Origin of the sequence: Limnohabitans sp. (assembly GCF_031538885.1) — a bacterium.
GTDB lineage: Bacteria > Pseudomonadota > Gammaproteobacteria > Burkholderiales > Burkholderiaceae_C > Limnohabitans.
This window is the reverse complement of record NZ_JAVKLW010000099.1, coordinates 1-14,774: the sequence shown is the minus strand read 5'-3', so window position 1 is coordinate 14,774 and position 14,774 is coordinate 1. Positions and strand designations below refer to the sequence as shown.

Genomic DNA, 14,774 nt, shown 5'->3' with positions numbered 1-14,774 from the left:
GGAAACCGTGACGGATGAGGAATTGACTATGATTGAAAATCGATTGAATCACCGCCCCAGAAAGCGACTAGGATTCAAGACACCTCACGAGGTATTTCATGCCTCGTTAAAGCGTGTTGCACTTCGTCCTTGAATCCGCCCTATATTTAATGGTCATTTTTTAGAAGCTCCTTGTATGCAACCTACTTTGCAAAATGAACAACCCGTTCATTTCGTTAACCCCTCCCAAGCCCCAGTCGTGACCGATCATGCATGGTCATTGAACGCTGTGGAGGCCTTGTTTAATTTGCCATTCAATGACTTGATGTTCAAAGCGCAGCAAGTTCACCGCGAGAATTTCAACCCTAACGAAGTTCAGCTGTCCACCTTGTTGTCTATCAAGACCGGTGGGTGCTCGGAAGATTGTGGCTATTGCCCGCAAGCGTCGCGCTACGACACTGGCGTGGAAGCGTCTAAGTTGCTAGACGTTGAAACCGTCAAAGCGGCAGCTACAGAAGCTAAAAAGAATGGTGCAACCCGTTTTTGCATGGGCGCAGCTTGGCGCGAACCGAAAGATCGTGACATTGAAAAAGTGGCTGAACTCATCCGAACGGTCAAAGATCTGAACTTGGAAGCTTGTTGCACCTTGGGCATGTTGTCGACGATGCACGCCAATACGCTGAAAGAGGCGGGTCTCGACTATTACAACCACAACTTGGATACATCCCCCGAGACTTACGGTGACATCATCACCACCCGTGTGTACCAAGATCGTTTGGACACACTTGAGCGTGTTCGCTCTGCCGGCATGAATGTGTGTAGCGGTGGTATTGTGGGCATGGGGGAGTCGCGTGCGCAGCGCGCCGCCTTGGTTCATCAACTGGCTAACCTCAACCCTTACCCTGACTCGGTGCCTATCAACAACTTGGTGCAAGTTGAAGGCACACCGTTGTTCGGTACAGATGCCTTGGATTTGTTAGAGTTCGTGCGCACCATTGCGGTCGCTCGCATCACGATGCCTAAAGCGCGTGTGCGTTTGTCGGCGGGTCGTCAAGAAATGGGCGAAGCAATTCAAACCTTGTGTTTCATGGCTGGTGCTAACTCCATTTTTTATGGCGACAAGTTGCTGACCACAGGCAACCCTGATTGGGCGAAGGATCAAGCCTTGTTGGGTAAATTGGGAATGAAAACCAACTGAAGTGACTGTTTGAGCAGCGCGATGAATGGTGGCACCGGCTGACCCGAACGTCGAGCCCCTTTGATCGACTTCGCGCCCGTGCCCTACCAAGCCCTGCCGTATCGCAGCGTGGCCAGCAGCAATGACCCATATTGCCCTGTGCGCACCGCAGGCGCGTATGCTCGGTCTTGGGGCAGTGAGTTTGTGCGCTTGCAAAATGCAGGGCACATCAATCTCGATTCTGGTTTCGGTGCATGGCCTTTGGGCTTGGCACTTTTGCAGTCGTTGGTGGAGGCCCCCTTGGTGTTCCAGTCCTCCGTCCACGCAACGCTCTCTTATTCTTTGGAGTTTCAAACTGTATGAAAAAATCTCTACATACCACCTTGGCCGTTACATTGCTGGCAGCCAGCTCTTTGGCGGGTGCACAAACTTTGCTGAACGCGTCGTATGACGTGGCCCGCGAGTTTTACAAAGACTACAACGCCGCTTTTGTGGCCCACTACAAAAAGACAACAGGCAAAGACATCAAAATCGACCAAGCCCACGGTGGTTCAAGTGCGCAAGCGCGTGCGGTCAACGATGGCTTGGAGGCCGATGTGGTCACCATGAACACCACCACCGACATTGAGTTCTTGGCAAGTACCGGTGTGGTGGCCAGAGATTGGGCCAAAAAGTTTCCCAACAACGCGTCACCCACAACCTCGACCATGTTGTTCTTGACCCGCAATGGCAACCCCAAAGGCATCAAGGACTGGGACGATTTGGCCAAGCCCAGCATTCAAGTCATCATCGTCAACCCCAAAACCGGTGGCAATGGCCGCATGGCGTATTTGGCTGCTTGGGCTTATGCACGCAAAAAAGGCATGAACGATGCAGGTGCTGCCGAGTTTGTCGGCAAAATTTTCAAGAACGTGCCTGTGCTCGCCAAAGGCGGGCGTGATGCCACCACGATCTTCTTGCAGCGCAACATCGGCGATGTGCTGGTGACGTTTGAATCGGAAGTGGTGTCGGTGGATCGCGAGTTCGGCGAAGGCAAGGTGGATGCGGTGCATCCGTCGGTCAGCATCATTGCGGAGAATCCCGTGGCGGTCGTGGAGCGCACGGTGGCCAAGAAAGGCACAGGCGAGTTGGCCAAGGTTTATCTGAACTACTTGTACTCAGACGAGGCGCAAGAGATTGCGGCCAAACATGCGTTGCGTCCACGCTCACCTGCCTTACTCAAGAAATACACTGCGACCTTCAAGCCTATTCAGTTGGTGCCGGTGAGCGAGTATTTCGGCTCCCTGACCGAAGCCCAAAAAGTCCACTTCAACGACGGTGGTCAGTTCGACAAGATTTACACAGTGAAGTAATTGTTCATGGCATTGTTCTCTCCGGCGCGCAGCCATAAAGCGGCGCGTGTGCTTCCCGGCTTCAACATCACGCTTGGCTTCACGCTCACGTACCTGAGTTTGATTGTGTTGATTCCCCTCTCGGCCTTGGTCTTCAAAACCTTCACGCTCACGTGGCCCCAGTTCTGGGAGGCCGTCACAGGCCCGCGCGTGATGGCCTCATACCGCCTTACCTTCGGTGCGTCACTCATCGCGGCGTTGGTGAATGTGGTGTTTGGTTTGTTGGTGGCGTGGGTGCTGGTGCGCTACAACTTCTTTGGCAAAAAAGTGGTAGATGCCTTGGTAGATTTGCCGTTTGCATTGCCCACCGCCGTAGCAGGTATTTCGCTCACCGCTTTGTTGGCAGGCAATGGTTGGGTGGGTCAGTACTTGGAGCCGCTGGGGATTCAGCTCGCCTTCAACCCCAATGGGGTGGTGATTGCACTCATCTTCATTGGCTTGCCCTTTGTGGTGCGCACCGTGCAGCCCGTGCTGGAGGACACTGAGAAAGAACTCGAAGAAGCCGCGACCTGCCTGGGCGCCACACGTTGGCAAACCTTCAGCCGTGTGATTTTTCCAAGCATTGCACCCGCGTTGTTGACAGGCTTTGCCATGGCGTTTGCGCGTGCGATTGGTGAATACGGCTCAGTCATTTTCATTGCGGGCAACATGCCTATGGTGTCGGAGATCACGCCGCTCATCATCATTGGCAAGTTGGAGCAATACGACTACGCCGGTGCCACGGCGGTGGCGGTGGTGATGTTGGTGATCTCATTCGTGTTGTTGCTGGTCATCAATGCCTTGCAGGCTTGGCAGCGTCGTCACACAGGAGCCCCCGCATGAGTGCACAAATCAATGCATCGCGTGCCGGCACCACTGAGTCCGCGTGGGTGCGCTACAGCCTGATTGGCGTGGCGCTGACCTTCATGTTTTTCTTCTTGGTCTTGCCGCTGGCGGCGGTGTTCACCGAAGGGCTGCGCAAAGGCTTGGCGGCTTATTGGCAAGCGCTGCAAGAGCCGGATGCGTGGTCGGCCATTCGCCTGACCTTCATCGCCGCACTGATTGCCGTGCCTTTGAATTTGGTCTTTGGCGTGGCGGCGGCTTGGGCGATTGCCAAGTACGAGTTCACAGGCAAAGCCTTTTTGACCACGCTGGTGGACTTGCCGTTTTCCGTCTCACCCGTGGTGGCAGGTTTGATTTATGTGTTGATGTTTGGCGCACAGGGTTGGTTTGGCCCTTGGCTGCAAGCGCACGACATACGCATCGTGTTTGCTGTGCCCGGCATTGTGTTGGCCACGGTGTTTGTCACCTTCCCCTTCATTGCCCGTGAGTTGATTCCGCTCATGCAAACGCAGGGCAATGACGAGGAGCAAGCGGCCATTGTGTTGGGCGCCACAGGCTGGCAAACCTTTTGGTATGTCACGCTGCCTAACATCAAGTGGGGTTTGATTTACGGCGTCATCTTGTGCAACGCCCGTGCCATGGGCGAGTTTGGTGCGGTGTCGGTGGTGTCGGGACACATCCGTGGGCAGACCAACACCATGCCCTTGCATGTGGAAATTTTGTACAACGAATACCAATCGGTGGCGGCGTTTGCCGTGGCCTCACTCTTGGCTTTGTTGGCTGTGGTGACCTTGGTGTTGAAGTCCGTGGTGGAGTGGCGCCACGCCCGCGACTTGAAAGCAGTGGCGAATTTGCCACCAGAAATGCCCCGCACCGACCCAGCCCACGCACATTGAACAGACGAGATACGAATCATGAGCATTGAAATTAGAAACATCCACAAACAGTTCGGCGACTTCCAAGCGTTGGGCGATGTGAGCCTAGACATTCACTCGGGCGAGTTGATCGCGTTGCTAGGCCCATCGGGCTGCGGCAAGACCACCTTGCTGCGCATCATTGCGGGTTTAGAGACCGCAGATAGCGGCACCATTTTGTTCAGCGGTGAAGACACCACGCATGTGCATGTGCGCGATCGCCAAGTGGGGTTTGTGTTCCAACACTACGCGCTGTTTCGTCACATGACCGTGTTTGAAAACGTGGCCTTTGGCTTGCGCGTCAAGCCACGTAGTGAACGTCCCAGCGAAGCGCAGATCAAAAAGAAAGTGCATGACCTGTTGCGCTTGGTGCAGCTGGATTGGTTGGCTGACCGTTACCCCTCGCAACTGTCGGGCGGGCAGCGCCAACGCATTGCCTTGGCGCGCGCCTTGGCGGTGGAGCCCAAGGTGCTGCTGCTCGATGAACCCTTTGGTGCCTTGGATGCCAAGGTGCGCAAAGAGTTGCGCCGTTGGTTGCGCCGCTTGCACGATGACCTCAACGTGACCACCATCTTTGTGACCCATGACCAAGAAGAAGCCCTCGAGGTGGCCGACCGTGTGGTGGTGATGAACAAAGGCCATGTCGAGCAAGTCGGTAGTCCTCAAGAGGTGTGGGAGCACCCGGCCAGTCCGTTTGTGTATGGCTTCTTAGGCGATGTGAACTTGTTCCATGGCCGTGCGCACGAAGGTGAAATGCACATTGGTGTGGAAGACCAAACCGTGCGCGTGCCCAGCCCTGAGCACCATGCCGCGCAAGACGCCAAAGCGTTTGCCTATGTGCGCCCGCATGACCTGGATGTGCGTCGCTACACGCATGGTGAAGAAGGCATCGTGGCGCAACTCACCCGTGCCATTGTGGTGGGGCCGATTGCGCGCTTGGAGTTGGTGGCCGCCGAGGGCGACAGCCCATCGGATGAGCAGATCATTGAAGCGCAAATCCCTGCTTCGCAGTTTTACGAGCAGGGATTTACAGAGGGTGAGACCTTGGTGCTCACACCGCGCAAGGCGCGGGTGTTCATGGCCTAAGCACGCTGTAGGTTCAGACGCGCTGTTTGAACCAAGTCAAGGCGCGGTTCCATCCGTCCGTGGCTGGGCCAGCGCGGTAGCTGGGGCGATAGTCGGCGTGAAACGCGTGCGGCGCATCTGGGTACAACACAAACTCACTGGCCTTGGCGGCTTTGTTGCCCTTCGTGGCGGCTTGCGCCAGGGCTTCTTTCAGGTTGTTCACAGATGTCACGGGAATACCAGTGTCGGCGCTGCCATACAAACCGAGTACGGGCGCTTTCAAAGAAGCAGCCAAGTCAACGGCATGCTTGGGGTTGTTGGCATTGGTTTGACCTTCCATGCGGCCATACCAAGCCACGCCTGCTTTGAGTTTGGGGTTGTGCGCCGCATAGAGCCAGGTGATACGCCCGCCCCAGCAAAAGCCAGTGATGGCTGCGCGGCTGGCGTTGCCGCCGTTTTTGCTCGCCCACCTCAGCGTCGCATCCAAATCAGCCATGACTTGTGCGTCTGGCACTTTAGAGATGATTTCGGCTTGCAGCTTGGCAATTTCGCCATACATGCTGGGGTCGCCTTGGCGGAAAAACAACTCAGGTGCAATGGCCAAGTAGCCAGCTTTGGCAAAGCGACGTGTCACATCGGCAATGTATTCGTGGACGCCAAAGATTTCGGAGATGACCAAAACCACGGGCAAATTGGTTTTACCTTTGGGGGCTGAGCGGTAGGCTGGCACCTTGAAGCCGTTGACGTCAATCGTCACTTCGCCTTCGATCAGGCCTTCGCCCGAGGTTTGAATGGCGGTTTGCGCGATCAACGGCATGGCCGCAGCGGCGTAGCCCAAGCCCAATGCCGTTTGCAAAGCGAGGCGCCGTGTGGGGGCTGAATCGTCTTTGCTGTTGAGCAAAGCCTGCGTGTCTTGGCTCCAGTTAGTGTGCATGAAGCGTCCTTTTAGAAATTGCCTTTGAGGACGGGCAAGCCCAATGCGGCCCAGTCCGATATACCGCAACGATGGTAATAAATTTTGCTAGAGGGGAAGCCATCACGCGTCATAGCCAGAATGGCTGTGGGGCTTTGTGGGCACACGGGGCCATTGCAATAGGCAAACACTTTCTTGGCACTGGCGCAGTCCCAGCCCTTGGCGGTCTTCTTGCAGCCCAGTTCGTCCATCGTTGCGTATTTCAATCTCGCCCCTTGGCGTCTCGCCGACCACGGGCACCATGGCTTACAGTCGATCGGGTTGGGTGCTGAGGCTTTGCCATGCATCGCGCACGTTTGCCGTCTGGGTGGTGGGATAATCTTTCATCTATGAGCGGCAATACCTTCGGAACCCTTTTCAGCGTCACCAACTTTGGTGAATCCCACGGCCCAGCCATTGGCTGCGTGATCGACGGCTGCCCTCCGGGCATGTCGCTGTGCGAGGCAGACATCCAGCACGACTTGGACCGTCGTCGCCCTGGCACCAGCCGTCACGTGACGCAACGCAACGAACCTGACCAAGTGCAAATTTTGTCTGGCGTGTACGAGTGCAAAACCACCGGTACGCCGATTGCCCTGTTGATTCAAAACACCGACCAACGCAGCAAAGACTACGGCAATATTTTGCAAACCTTCCGTCCAGGGCACGCGGACTACACCTACTTCCAAAAGTTCGGTATCCGCGACCCGCGTGGTGGTGGCCGCTCTTCCGCCCGATTGACTGCGCCCACCGTGGCCGCGGGTGCCGTGGCCAAGAAATGGCTCAGCGAAAAATATGGCACCACCTTTGTCGGTTGCATGACGCAGCTCGGTGAAATGCCCATCCCCTTCGAGAGTTGGGGTCATGTAGGCCACAACCCGTTCTACGCCCCCTGTGCCGACGTGCAAGCCTTGGAAGACTACATGGACCGTTTGCGCAAAGCTGGCGACTCTTGTGGCGCGCGCATCCGTGTGGTGGCGCAGGACATGCCTGTAGGTTTAGGTCAACCGATTTACGACCGCTTAGATGCCAATATTGCCTACGCCATGATGGGCCTCAACGCCGTCAAGGGTGTGGAGATTGGTGCTGGTTTTGCCAGCGTCGCACAGCGCGGCACCACACATGGCGACTCACTTACTCCGCAAGGTTTCGTGACCAATAACTCAGGTGGTGTGTTGGGCGGCATCAGCACAGGGCAAGACTTGGAGGTGAGCATCGCCATCAAGCCCACCAGCTCCATCTTGAGCCCGCGTGAGTCGATCGATCAAAACAGCCAACCCACCGAGGTGGTCACCAAGGGTCGTCACGACCCGTGCGTGGGTATTCGCGCCACGCCGATTGCCGAGGCCTTGCTGGCTTTGGTCGTGATGGACCACGCCTTGTTGCACCGCGCCCAGTGTGGTGATGTGCAAGTGGCCATGCCCGCCATCCCTGGTCACATCGACGGTTGATGGCAACGAGCGTTGGTCTGACTTGACTGCTTCTTTGCCACCCGTGCGTTCGAGCGACGCGCTGTCACGTTTTCAGCTGTTTCCCTTTGCCGCGCTGTCGGCCAGTTACTTTGCACACATCGGTTTTTTCAATCCATACCTGCCGCTGTGGCTTAAGGATTTGGGTTTCTCCATCGCCATCATTGGGTTGCTCACCGCCGTGCAAGCTGCCACGCGCGTGTTGGCGCCTTATGGCTGGGGCTGGCTCAGCGACCACACAGGCGAGCGTGTGAAGTTGCTGCGCTACTGCGCGGGGGCTGCGCTGTTGTGCTCTGCGGGTTTGTTGGTCCACGGTGGGGTGGCGTGGATGGCGTTCGTGCTGCTGCTGATGTTCATTCACACCAGCGCCATGATGCCCATGAGTGAAGCCGCGTTGGCGCATTTGGTGAGTACTGCGCAAGGCTTTGATGCGCGTCGCTATGGCCGTGTGCGCTTGTGGGGCTCCTTAGGTTTTTTGGTGATGGTGTTTGTGGCGGGTGCTTGGTTTGAGTTGCAAGGCATGCAGAGTTTTCCCGCGTGGGCGGTGGGCTCGTTGGTACTGCTCAACCTCAGTGTGTGGTGGTTGCCCAACCGAAAAGAGACGGTTCATCACGGCGAGGTGCGCCCCTCTGTCATGCCCGTGTTGCGCCAACGCAAGGTGCAGTGGTTTTTTGCCACCGTGTTTTTTCATGTGCTGTCGCACATCGGTATCTATGTATTTTTCTCACTCTACCTTGACGAGCTGGGCTACAGCAAAATCATGATTGGTGTGTTGTGGGCCGTGTCGGTGGCGGCTGAGATTGTGTGGTTCTTTACCCAAAGCCGTTGGCTGCCCAAGTTCAGCTTGTCCATGTGGATGTTCATTTGTGCGGCGGCCATGGTGGTGCGCATGGCGCTCACCACATGGGCCGCACCGTGGTTGTGGGCACTGGTGCTGGCGCAGTTGCTCCATGCCCTCACCTTTGCCACCCAGCACACGGCGTGCATTGCGCTGCTCTCGCACCATTTTCCGGGTTGCTTGCGCAGCAGAGGCCAAGCCTTGTATGCCTCGATTGGCTATGGCGTCCCCGGTGTGTTGGGCGCCTTAGGCGGCGGGGCGTTGAGCGATGCGTTGGGGCTCTCTGCGGTCTACGCGTGCAGCATCGTCACGGCCGTGTTGGCCTGCGCATGTGCATGGCAGTGTGTGCACCACACCGCACAGCGGTTAGTGGCTGAAACGCAAAAATAGTTGCTTGGAATGGTGTGACACCCAGTGGTGGATAGGCACCTCGGCTTTTTCGTGCAAAAACAAACCAAGCCCCACGCTGCACAACCAAGCAAACCCAGTCAGTGCGAATGCGGTGTACGGGTCATAAAAACGGCTTTTGTTCCATATGTCGCTGAACAGCACGATCACGCCAAAGTGCGTCAAAAACAGCACATAGGCGCTGTTGGACAAACGGTGCACCACACGCTTCATGGGCGTCCAGTGAACCATACCTGTGGGTTTGATGACCAGCCACACCGCTGTGACCAAGGCCAAGCAGAGGCGCAGGCGAAACTCTAGCCACAACGCGCCCACCGCCATCAAGGCCGTCACACCAAACACGGCCATATCAAACTTGGAGCGCTTTGCCCACGCCGCCAACACGCCCAAGCCATAGGCGCAAAAGAAGTAAATCGCCCAGATGTCCAGCTCATGCACGCGGTTGAATTGCCACATCGACGCTACACAAAGCACGGCCACCGCCACAGACAGTCGCCTGTAATTGGTGGTCTGCAAGAGGTAGCACAGCACAATCAGCAAGGCATAGAGTTGGAAGTCCACCGCCACATACCAAACGCCGCTAGAGAGCGCCTCAAAGCCAAGCACATCGTGGAGCAACAACGCGTGCGCTAAAAATTGCAAAGGGGTGGGCTCGGTTGGCAGCCAACTTTCGTGGATGGTGAGGCGTGACACAGCCACGGCGAACGTGATCAGCGTGAGGGCCAACACATAAAACGGCGCCAAGCGAAGATAGCGTTTGGTAATGTGGACGAAGGGCTGTTGAATGGGTTTGTTCATCACCGATTGCGCAGCCAAATACCCACCGACTACCAAGAAGATTTGCACCGCCAAACGTGCGTGTTCGTAAAGCCCGTCCATCCAATGCGGCCACATCACATACAGGGTGTCGGACATCGGGCCGTAGGCCGAGAAGTGGTGCCACACAATCAATTGCGCGGCGACAACTTTCAACACATCGACAGTGAACGAACGCTCTAACACCTCAATACATCCTGCGTGCGGGCTTAATCGTTGGGTCGGAAGACCAGCAACAGTGGTGAGTGCACACGGCCATCGGTGTCACGCGGAAAAACCTCGGTCTTGTCGATGGCTTTGAGTACCGCGTTGTCCCATGCGGCACTCCCGCTGGACTTGAGCAGCTTACGGCTGACGATGGTGCCGTCTGGCGCACAACGCACTTCAACCTCTGCGGCGGCGTTGCCCGATACCGAGCTGGGGTCAAAGGTGATGTTGGGTTTGACCCGCGCACGGATACGGCCCCCATAGCTGTCTGATGGGCCAGAGGCTTTCATGGCCGTGCCGGTTGCAGTTTCGCTACCGCTGGCACCTGCCAAGCCTGCCATGCGCTTCATGTTTTCTCTGCGGATGGCTTCGAGCTTTTTGGTTTCTTCGGCAGAGGCCTTGCTGTCTTTTTGCTCTTGCAGTTTCTTTGCTTCTTTGTCTTTGCGTTCTTTCTCGGCCTCTTTCTTCAACTCTTCTTTGCGACGCTCTTCGACTTTGAAAGCCTCTTGAAGTTTTTTCTCTTCTTCCACTTTGCGTTTTTTAGCCAAAGCAATGCTCGCATCACGGTTCGGTGCTGGGGGCTCTGGGGCTTTCACCACGGGTTTGGGTTGAGGCGCTGGTGTGGGCGCAGGCGGTGGGGGCGGGGGTTCGACTTCTACCAACTTAGGCGCTGCGGCCATGGGCACAGCAGACCACAACTCGGCTTCGACCGACACGTCGTTGTCTTGCTTCCACTGAATGCCCGCGGTCAGCGCCACGACCAACAACGCGTGCACCAGCAAGGAGGCTCCCATGGAGCGCACCGCCCCTTTGGGCGACGGGGGGGCAAACGCCAGATGCTGGGCTTGTGCGCTCATGGCTCGAACATCAATCGACCAACTGAACCGACAGGCCCACGCGTTGCACACCTGCACGTTGCAAGGTGTCCATGGCTTTGACCACGGTCTCGTACTTGATGGTGCGGTCTGCGGTAATCACCACGGGGCCTTGCGAGGTTTCGCCTTGCAGCTCATGCACATCGCGGGCGAGGCCTGTGAGGGTGCTGCTCACAGTCTTGGTGACGGTGCCTGTGCTTTTGACGGTGATGCGCTCTTCTTTGCTGATCTCGACATGAATCACTTGATCTGGCACCGTGGCGGCTTTGCCCACGCTGGGCAAATCAATCACGCTGGGCGAGATCAGCGGCGCGGTCACCATGAAGATGATGAGTAAGACCAACATCACGTCAATGAACGGCACCATGTTGATGTCGTTCATGGCGCGGCGGCCACGGCCTGAGCGAGGAGCGATAGAAGCCATGGTGGGGCGTCCTGCTTAGTGCGCGGTTGAGCTAGCGCTGACATTGCGCTGCAAGATGTTACTGAACTCTTCGATGAAGGTTTCCAACTTGATCGACACGCGGTCAATGTCGCGTGAGAAACGGTTGTAGGCCAACACCGCAGGAATCGCAGCGAACAAACCAATCGCGGTGGCCACCAGCGCTTCGGCAATGCCAGGCGCAACCTTGGCCAGTGTCACTTGCTGCATCCCTGCCAAGCCTGTGAAGGCGTGCATGATGCCCCACACCGTGCCAAACAAACCCACATAAGGTGACACCGAACCGACGGAAGCAAGCAGCGAAAGGTTGGACTCAATCGCATCCATCTCTCGCTGGTAGCTGGCACGCATGGCGCGGCGTGCGCCGTCCATCAAAGCGCTGCTGTCGTTGATGCGGCGTTCGCGCAGTTTTTGATACTCGCGCATGCCGCTGGCGAAGATGCGCTCCATCGGGCCTGATGTTTTGGCGTTTTGTGCCGCAGCAGCGAACAACTCGTTCAAGCTAGTGCCAGACCAAAAGTCGCGCTCGAAGGTTTCGTTGAGTTCTTTGATGCGACTGATGGAGCCGATCTTGCGAAAAATCGCAGCCCAACTGGTGATGGAGACGCCCATCAGCATCAGCACCACCACTTGCACTACCCAACTGGCGTTGAGCAATAAATGAACGATAGAAAAGTCTTGTGTCATGTCAGGCGTTCCAATACAGAAGAGGGGATTCTCGCAGGCTTCATCGCGTCGGCATCAACCCAGCCAATGCGAATCGTGCCTTCGCAAAGTAAAGTTTCACCCAACCACGCTTGTTGGGCGATGACCAGGCTGGCGCGGCCACTTTCGGCGAGGGTGGCGGTGACGCGCAACATGTCGTCGAGCTTGGCTGGACGGTGGTATTTGACGGCGGTTTCACTCACCACAAACATGCCGCCAGTTTCTTGGCGCAAGGTGTGTTGGCCAATGCCCAGTGCGCGCAGCCACTCGGTGCGCGCACGCTCAAAGAACTTGAGGTAGTTGGCATAGAACACGATGCAGCCGGCATCGGTGTCTTCCCAGTAAACCCGAATCGGGTATTCGAAAACAGTGCGCATGGTTTAGCCCAGCAAGGTGTGTAAACGGGCCACGGCATCTTTCAGCTCGAGCAAAGAGCGGGCGGTAGAAAAGCGCACAAAGCGCGAGGTGTCGGCGCTGCCAAAGTCGCGTCCGGGGGTGATGGCGAGGTTGGCTCGATGCATCACTTCAAACGCAAAATCCCAACTGCCTGTGACGCCGAGTTTGTTTGCTGCAGCCGTGCAGTCTGCCCACGCGTAAAACGCGCCATCAGGTAGCACGGGTACGTTCAGTCCTAGGGCGTTGAGCGCAGGCACAAAGTAATCGCGGCGCGCTTTGAATTCAGCGCGGCGACGTTCGTACTCGGCCATGCTCTGCGCTTCAAAGCAGGCAAGTGCTGCGTGTTGCGCCACGGTGCTGGCGCAGATGAACAGGTTTTGCGCTAAGCGTTCCATCACGGGAACGAGTGCATCGGGCACTACCAACCAGCCCAAACGCCAGCCCGTCATGTTGAAGTACTTGCTAAAGCTGTTGATGCTGATGATTTGGTCGTCCATCGCCAAAGCCGACTGACCAAACTGTGCGTCGTAGCTCAAGCCCAAATAGATTTCGTCAATCAAGGTGATGCCACCACGTTGCGATACCTCGTTGTGAATCGCGCGCAACGCAACGGGGTGAATCGATGTGCCGGTGGGGTTGGAGGGCGACGCCAGCAACACCCCGCGTGTGTGCGCTGTCCAGTGCGCGCACACCTGTTCGGCACTGAGCTGAAAACGCTCGGCCGCAGTCGTGGGCACCAGCACCGCACGGCCTTCGGCCGCGCTCACAAAGTGGCGGTTGCAGGGGTAGCTCGGGTCGGGCATCAGCACTTCATCGCCCGCTTCAATCAGCGCCAAGTACGCCAGTTGCAAAGCCGCCGATGCACCCGCTGTGATGACGATGCGACGCGCAGGCACGTTCACGCCAAAACGTGTGCTGTACCAAGCGCTGATGCGTTCACGCAACTCAGGCAAGCCGAGCGCGGGGGTGTATTGCGTGATGCCGTCATGCACCGCACGTACCGCTGCTTCTTGCACCAAGGGCGGTGCGGTGAAGTCGGGCTCGCCGATGTTTAGGAAAATCATGGGCGCATCGGTGTACGCCACCAAGGCGGCACGCTCGGCGGCGGCCTTGGCCACCTCCATCACATAGAAAGGCTCTATGCGTTGTGCGCGCTGGGCGATCTTCATCATCAATCGCGCAGCTTGCCTTTGGCGCGGTCCGCTTCGACTTCAAGTGCGCGTAGTTGCGGGGCCAAGCCGTTGAGCACACCGTTCACATACTTGTGTCCATCGGTGCCGCCGAAGGACTTGGCCAACTCGATGTATTCGTTGAGCACCACGCGCCAAGGCACATCAATGCAGTGCTGAAACTCATACGCGCCCATCCACATCACGGCGTGTTCGATGGGGGAAATTTCAGTCAGTTTGCGGTCAAGCAAGGGCTCAATCAGCGCGTCCAAAATTTCACGTTGTTCAATGCAGCCGTACAGCAGGGCGTCGTAATGCACCGAGTCGGATTTGTGAAAACCACTCAGGTCGCGCGTGAACACATCAATGTCCGCCGCTTCGTTTTGTCCCACCAAAAATTGGTAGAGGCCTTGCAAGGCAAATTCACGTGATCGGCTGCGGCCAGATTTGGCCGAGCTTTTGCTGGCACTGGCACGCGCCAGTTTGTCTTCAATGGTGTGGTGGTCGCTCATGCCAAGTGCTCCATCAACAAGGCCATTTCGATCGCCACACGAGCCGCGTCCCGGCCTTTGTCGGTTTGACGGGCGACTGCTTGTTCTAAGTTCTCGGTGGTCAGGATGGCGTTGGCAATGGGCACGTGGTAGTCCATGCCGACTCGGGTCACGCCTGCGCCCGATTCGTTGGCCACCAACTCGAAGTGGTAGGTTTCACCACGGATGATGCAGCCCAGCGCGATCAGCGCACTGAACGGTTCTGGGTCGTCAACTTGCGCGAGTGCCGCTAAGGCCAAGGGCACTTCAAGTGCGCCCGGCACATGCACATGGGTGATGCGGTCGTCGGCCACGCCCATGGCTTTGAGCTCAGTGATGCAGGCCGTGGCCAATGCGTTGGTGATGTCGTCATTGAAGCGCGCTTGGACGATGCCAATTTTCAAAGCGCTGCCGTCGAGCGTGGTGGTGGAGCCGAGGTTAGACACAAACATGGTTTTTATTCTTCGTGGTTTTATTCTTTGGAGGCGGATTCAAGGACGAAGTGCAACACGCTTTAACGAGGCATGGAATACCTCGTGAGGTGTCTTGAATCCTAGTCGCTTTCTGGGGCGGTGATTCAATCGGTTTTCAATCATAGTCAATTCCTCATCCGTCACGG

General features: G+C 56.9%; 17 protein-coding genes and 2 pseudogenes. 8 read left to right on the top strand and 11 right to left on the bottom strand.

What is annotated here, in order from left to right; translation table 11 throughout:
• The first annotated feature begins 175 nt into the window (after window positions 1-175).
• The 6 genes and pseudogenes from bioB (at window position 176) to RMS03_RS07930 (ending at window position 5,369) form a co-directional block, all read left to right on the top strand.
• Window positions 176-1,177 carry a biotin synthase BioB gene (gene bioB / locus RMS03_RS07955; protein WP_310626541.1) on the top strand — a complete coding sequence of 334 codons (1,002 nt, stop codon included), beginning with the start codon at window positions 176-178 and terminating at the stop codon, window positions 1,175-1,177.
• Between the two features lie 42 nt (window positions 1,178-1,219).
• Window positions 1,220-1,519: pseudogene (locus tag RMS03_RS07950) on the top strand (RBBP9/YdeN family alpha/beta hydrolase); the annotation flags it as partial.
• On the top strand, window positions 1,516-2,508 hold the full coding sequence (locus RMS03_RS07945) for a sulfate ABC transporter substrate-binding protein (protein WP_310626540.1): 993 nt from the start codon (window positions 1,516-1,518) through the stop codon (window positions 2,506-2,508). The pseudogene RMS03_RS07950 and the gene RMS03_RS07945, both read left to right, overlap by 4 nt.
• Window positions 2,509-2,514: 6 nt before the next feature.
• On the top strand, window positions 2,515-3,369 hold the full coding sequence (gene cysT, locus RMS03_RS07940; RefSeq protein WP_310626539.1) for a sulfate ABC transporter permease subunit CysT: 855 nt from the start codon (window positions 2,515-2,517) through the stop codon (window positions 3,367-3,369).
• A complete protein-coding gene (gene cysW, locus RMS03_RS07935) occupies window positions 3,366-4,265 on the top strand; it encodes a sulfate ABC transporter permease subunit CysW (RefSeq protein ID WP_310626538.1) in 900 nt (299 codons plus the stop codon). The genes cysT and cysW overlap by 4 nt, the downstream gene beginning before the upstream one ends.
• Window positions 4,266-4,283: 18 nt before the next feature.
• Window positions 4,284-5,369, top strand: a complete 1,086-nt coding sequence (locus tag RMS03_RS07930; RefSeq protein WP_310626537.1) for a sulfate ABC transporter ATP-binding protein — start codon at window positions 4,284-4,286, stop codon at window positions 5,367-5,369.
• A 13-nt stretch (window positions 5,370-5,382) separates the two neighbouring features.
• Here the strand turns inward: RMS03_RS07930 and RMS03_RS07925 are convergent, their stop codons facing one another.
• Together RMS03_RS07925 and RMS03_RS07920 are read right to left on the bottom strand one after the other, a co-directional pair.
• Window positions 5,383-6,282 (bottom strand): dienelactone hydrolase family protein, encoded by a 900-nt coding sequence (locus RMS03_RS07925; protein WP_310626536.1) that lies wholly within the window; start codon window positions 6,280-6,282, stop codon window positions 5,383-5,385.
• An 11-nt stretch (window positions 6,283-6,293) separates the two neighbouring features.
• On the bottom strand, window positions 6,294-6,512 hold the full coding sequence (locus RMS03_RS07920; RefSeq protein ID WP_310626535.1) for a hypothetical protein: 219 nt from the start codon (window positions 6,510-6,512) through the stop codon (window positions 6,294-6,296).
• Between the two features lie 138 nt (window positions 6,513-6,650).
• Here RMS03_RS07920 and aroC point away from each other — a divergent pair, with 138 nt between their 5' ends.
• Together aroC and RMS03_RS07910 are read left to right on the top strand one after the other, a co-directional pair.
• Window positions 6,651-7,751, top strand: coding sequence for a chorismate synthase (aroC, locus tag RMS03_RS07915; protein ID WP_310626534.1), 1,101 nt, complete (start codon window positions 6,651-6,653; stop codon window positions 7,749-7,751).
• A gap of 22 nt (window positions 7,752-7,773) precedes the next feature.
• Window positions 7,774-8,997 carry an MFS transporter gene (locus tag RMS03_RS07910; protein WP_310626533.1) on the top strand — a complete coding sequence of 408 codons (1,224 nt, stop codon included), beginning with the start codon at window positions 7,774-7,776 and terminating at the stop codon, window positions 8,995-8,997.
• Here RMS03_RS07910 and RMS03_RS07905 read toward each other — a convergent pair.
• From RMS03_RS07905 to RMS03_RS07865, 9 genes and pseudogenes are all read right to left on the bottom strand, one after another.
• Window positions 8,974-10,017: an acyltransferase family protein gene (locus tag RMS03_RS07905; protein ID WP_310626532.1), complete on the bottom strand. Its 1,044-nt coding sequence runs from the start codon at window positions 10,015-10,017 to the stop codon at window positions 8,974-8,976. The two genes, RMS03_RS07910 and RMS03_RS07905, sit on opposite strands and share 24 nt — an antisense overlap.
• Before the next feature lie 23 nt (window positions 10,018-10,040).
• Window positions 10,041-10,895, bottom strand: coding sequence for a cell envelope integrity protein TolA (tolA, locus tag RMS03_RS07900; protein WP_310626531.1), 855 nt, complete (start codon window positions 10,893-10,895; stop codon window positions 10,041-10,043).
• 10 nt (window positions 10,896-10,905) lie between these two features.
• Entirely contained in the window at window positions 10,906-11,337 is a 432-nt protein-coding gene (locus RMS03_RS07895; protein ID WP_310626530.1) for a biopolymer transporter ExbD, read from the bottom strand.
• A gap of 15 nt (window positions 11,338-11,352) precedes the next feature.
• The gene (tolQ, locus tag RMS03_RS07890; RefSeq protein ID WP_310626529.1) at window positions 11,353-12,042 is read right to left on the bottom strand and encodes a protein TolQ; all 690 of its coding nucleotides are present in this window, start codon (window positions 12,040-12,042) and stop codon (window positions 11,353-11,355) included.
• Window positions 12,039-12,437 (bottom strand): tol-pal system-associated acyl-CoA thioesterase, encoded by a 399-nt coding sequence (ybgC, locus tag RMS03_RS07885; RefSeq protein ID WP_310626528.1) that lies wholly within the window; start codon window positions 12,435-12,437, stop codon window positions 12,039-12,041. Before ybgC ends, tolQ begins: the two co-directional genes overlap by 4 nt.
• Before the next feature lie 3 nt (window positions 12,438-12,440).
• Window positions 12,441-13,625, bottom strand: coding sequence for a pyridoxal phosphate-dependent aminotransferase (locus RMS03_RS07880; protein ID WP_310626542.1), 1,185 nt, complete (start codon window positions 13,623-13,625; stop codon window positions 12,441-12,443).
• A gap of 2 nt (window positions 13,626-13,627) precedes the next feature.
• The gene (gene nusB, locus RMS03_RS07875) at window positions 13,628-14,137 is read right to left on the bottom strand and encodes a transcription antitermination factor NusB (RefSeq protein ID WP_310626527.1); all 510 of its coding nucleotides are present in this window, start codon (window positions 14,135-14,137) and stop codon (window positions 13,628-13,630) included.
• Entirely contained in the window at window positions 14,134-14,607 is a 474-nt protein-coding gene (gene ribH / locus RMS03_RS07870; protein WP_310626526.1) for a 6,7-dimethyl-8-ribityllumazine synthase, read from the bottom strand. The genes nusB and ribH overlap by 4 nt, the downstream gene beginning before the upstream one ends.
• A 39-nt stretch (window positions 14,608-14,646) precedes the next feature.
• A pseudogene (locus tag RMS03_RS07865) lies at window positions 14,647-14,774 on the bottom strand (IS30 family transposase); the annotation flags it as partial.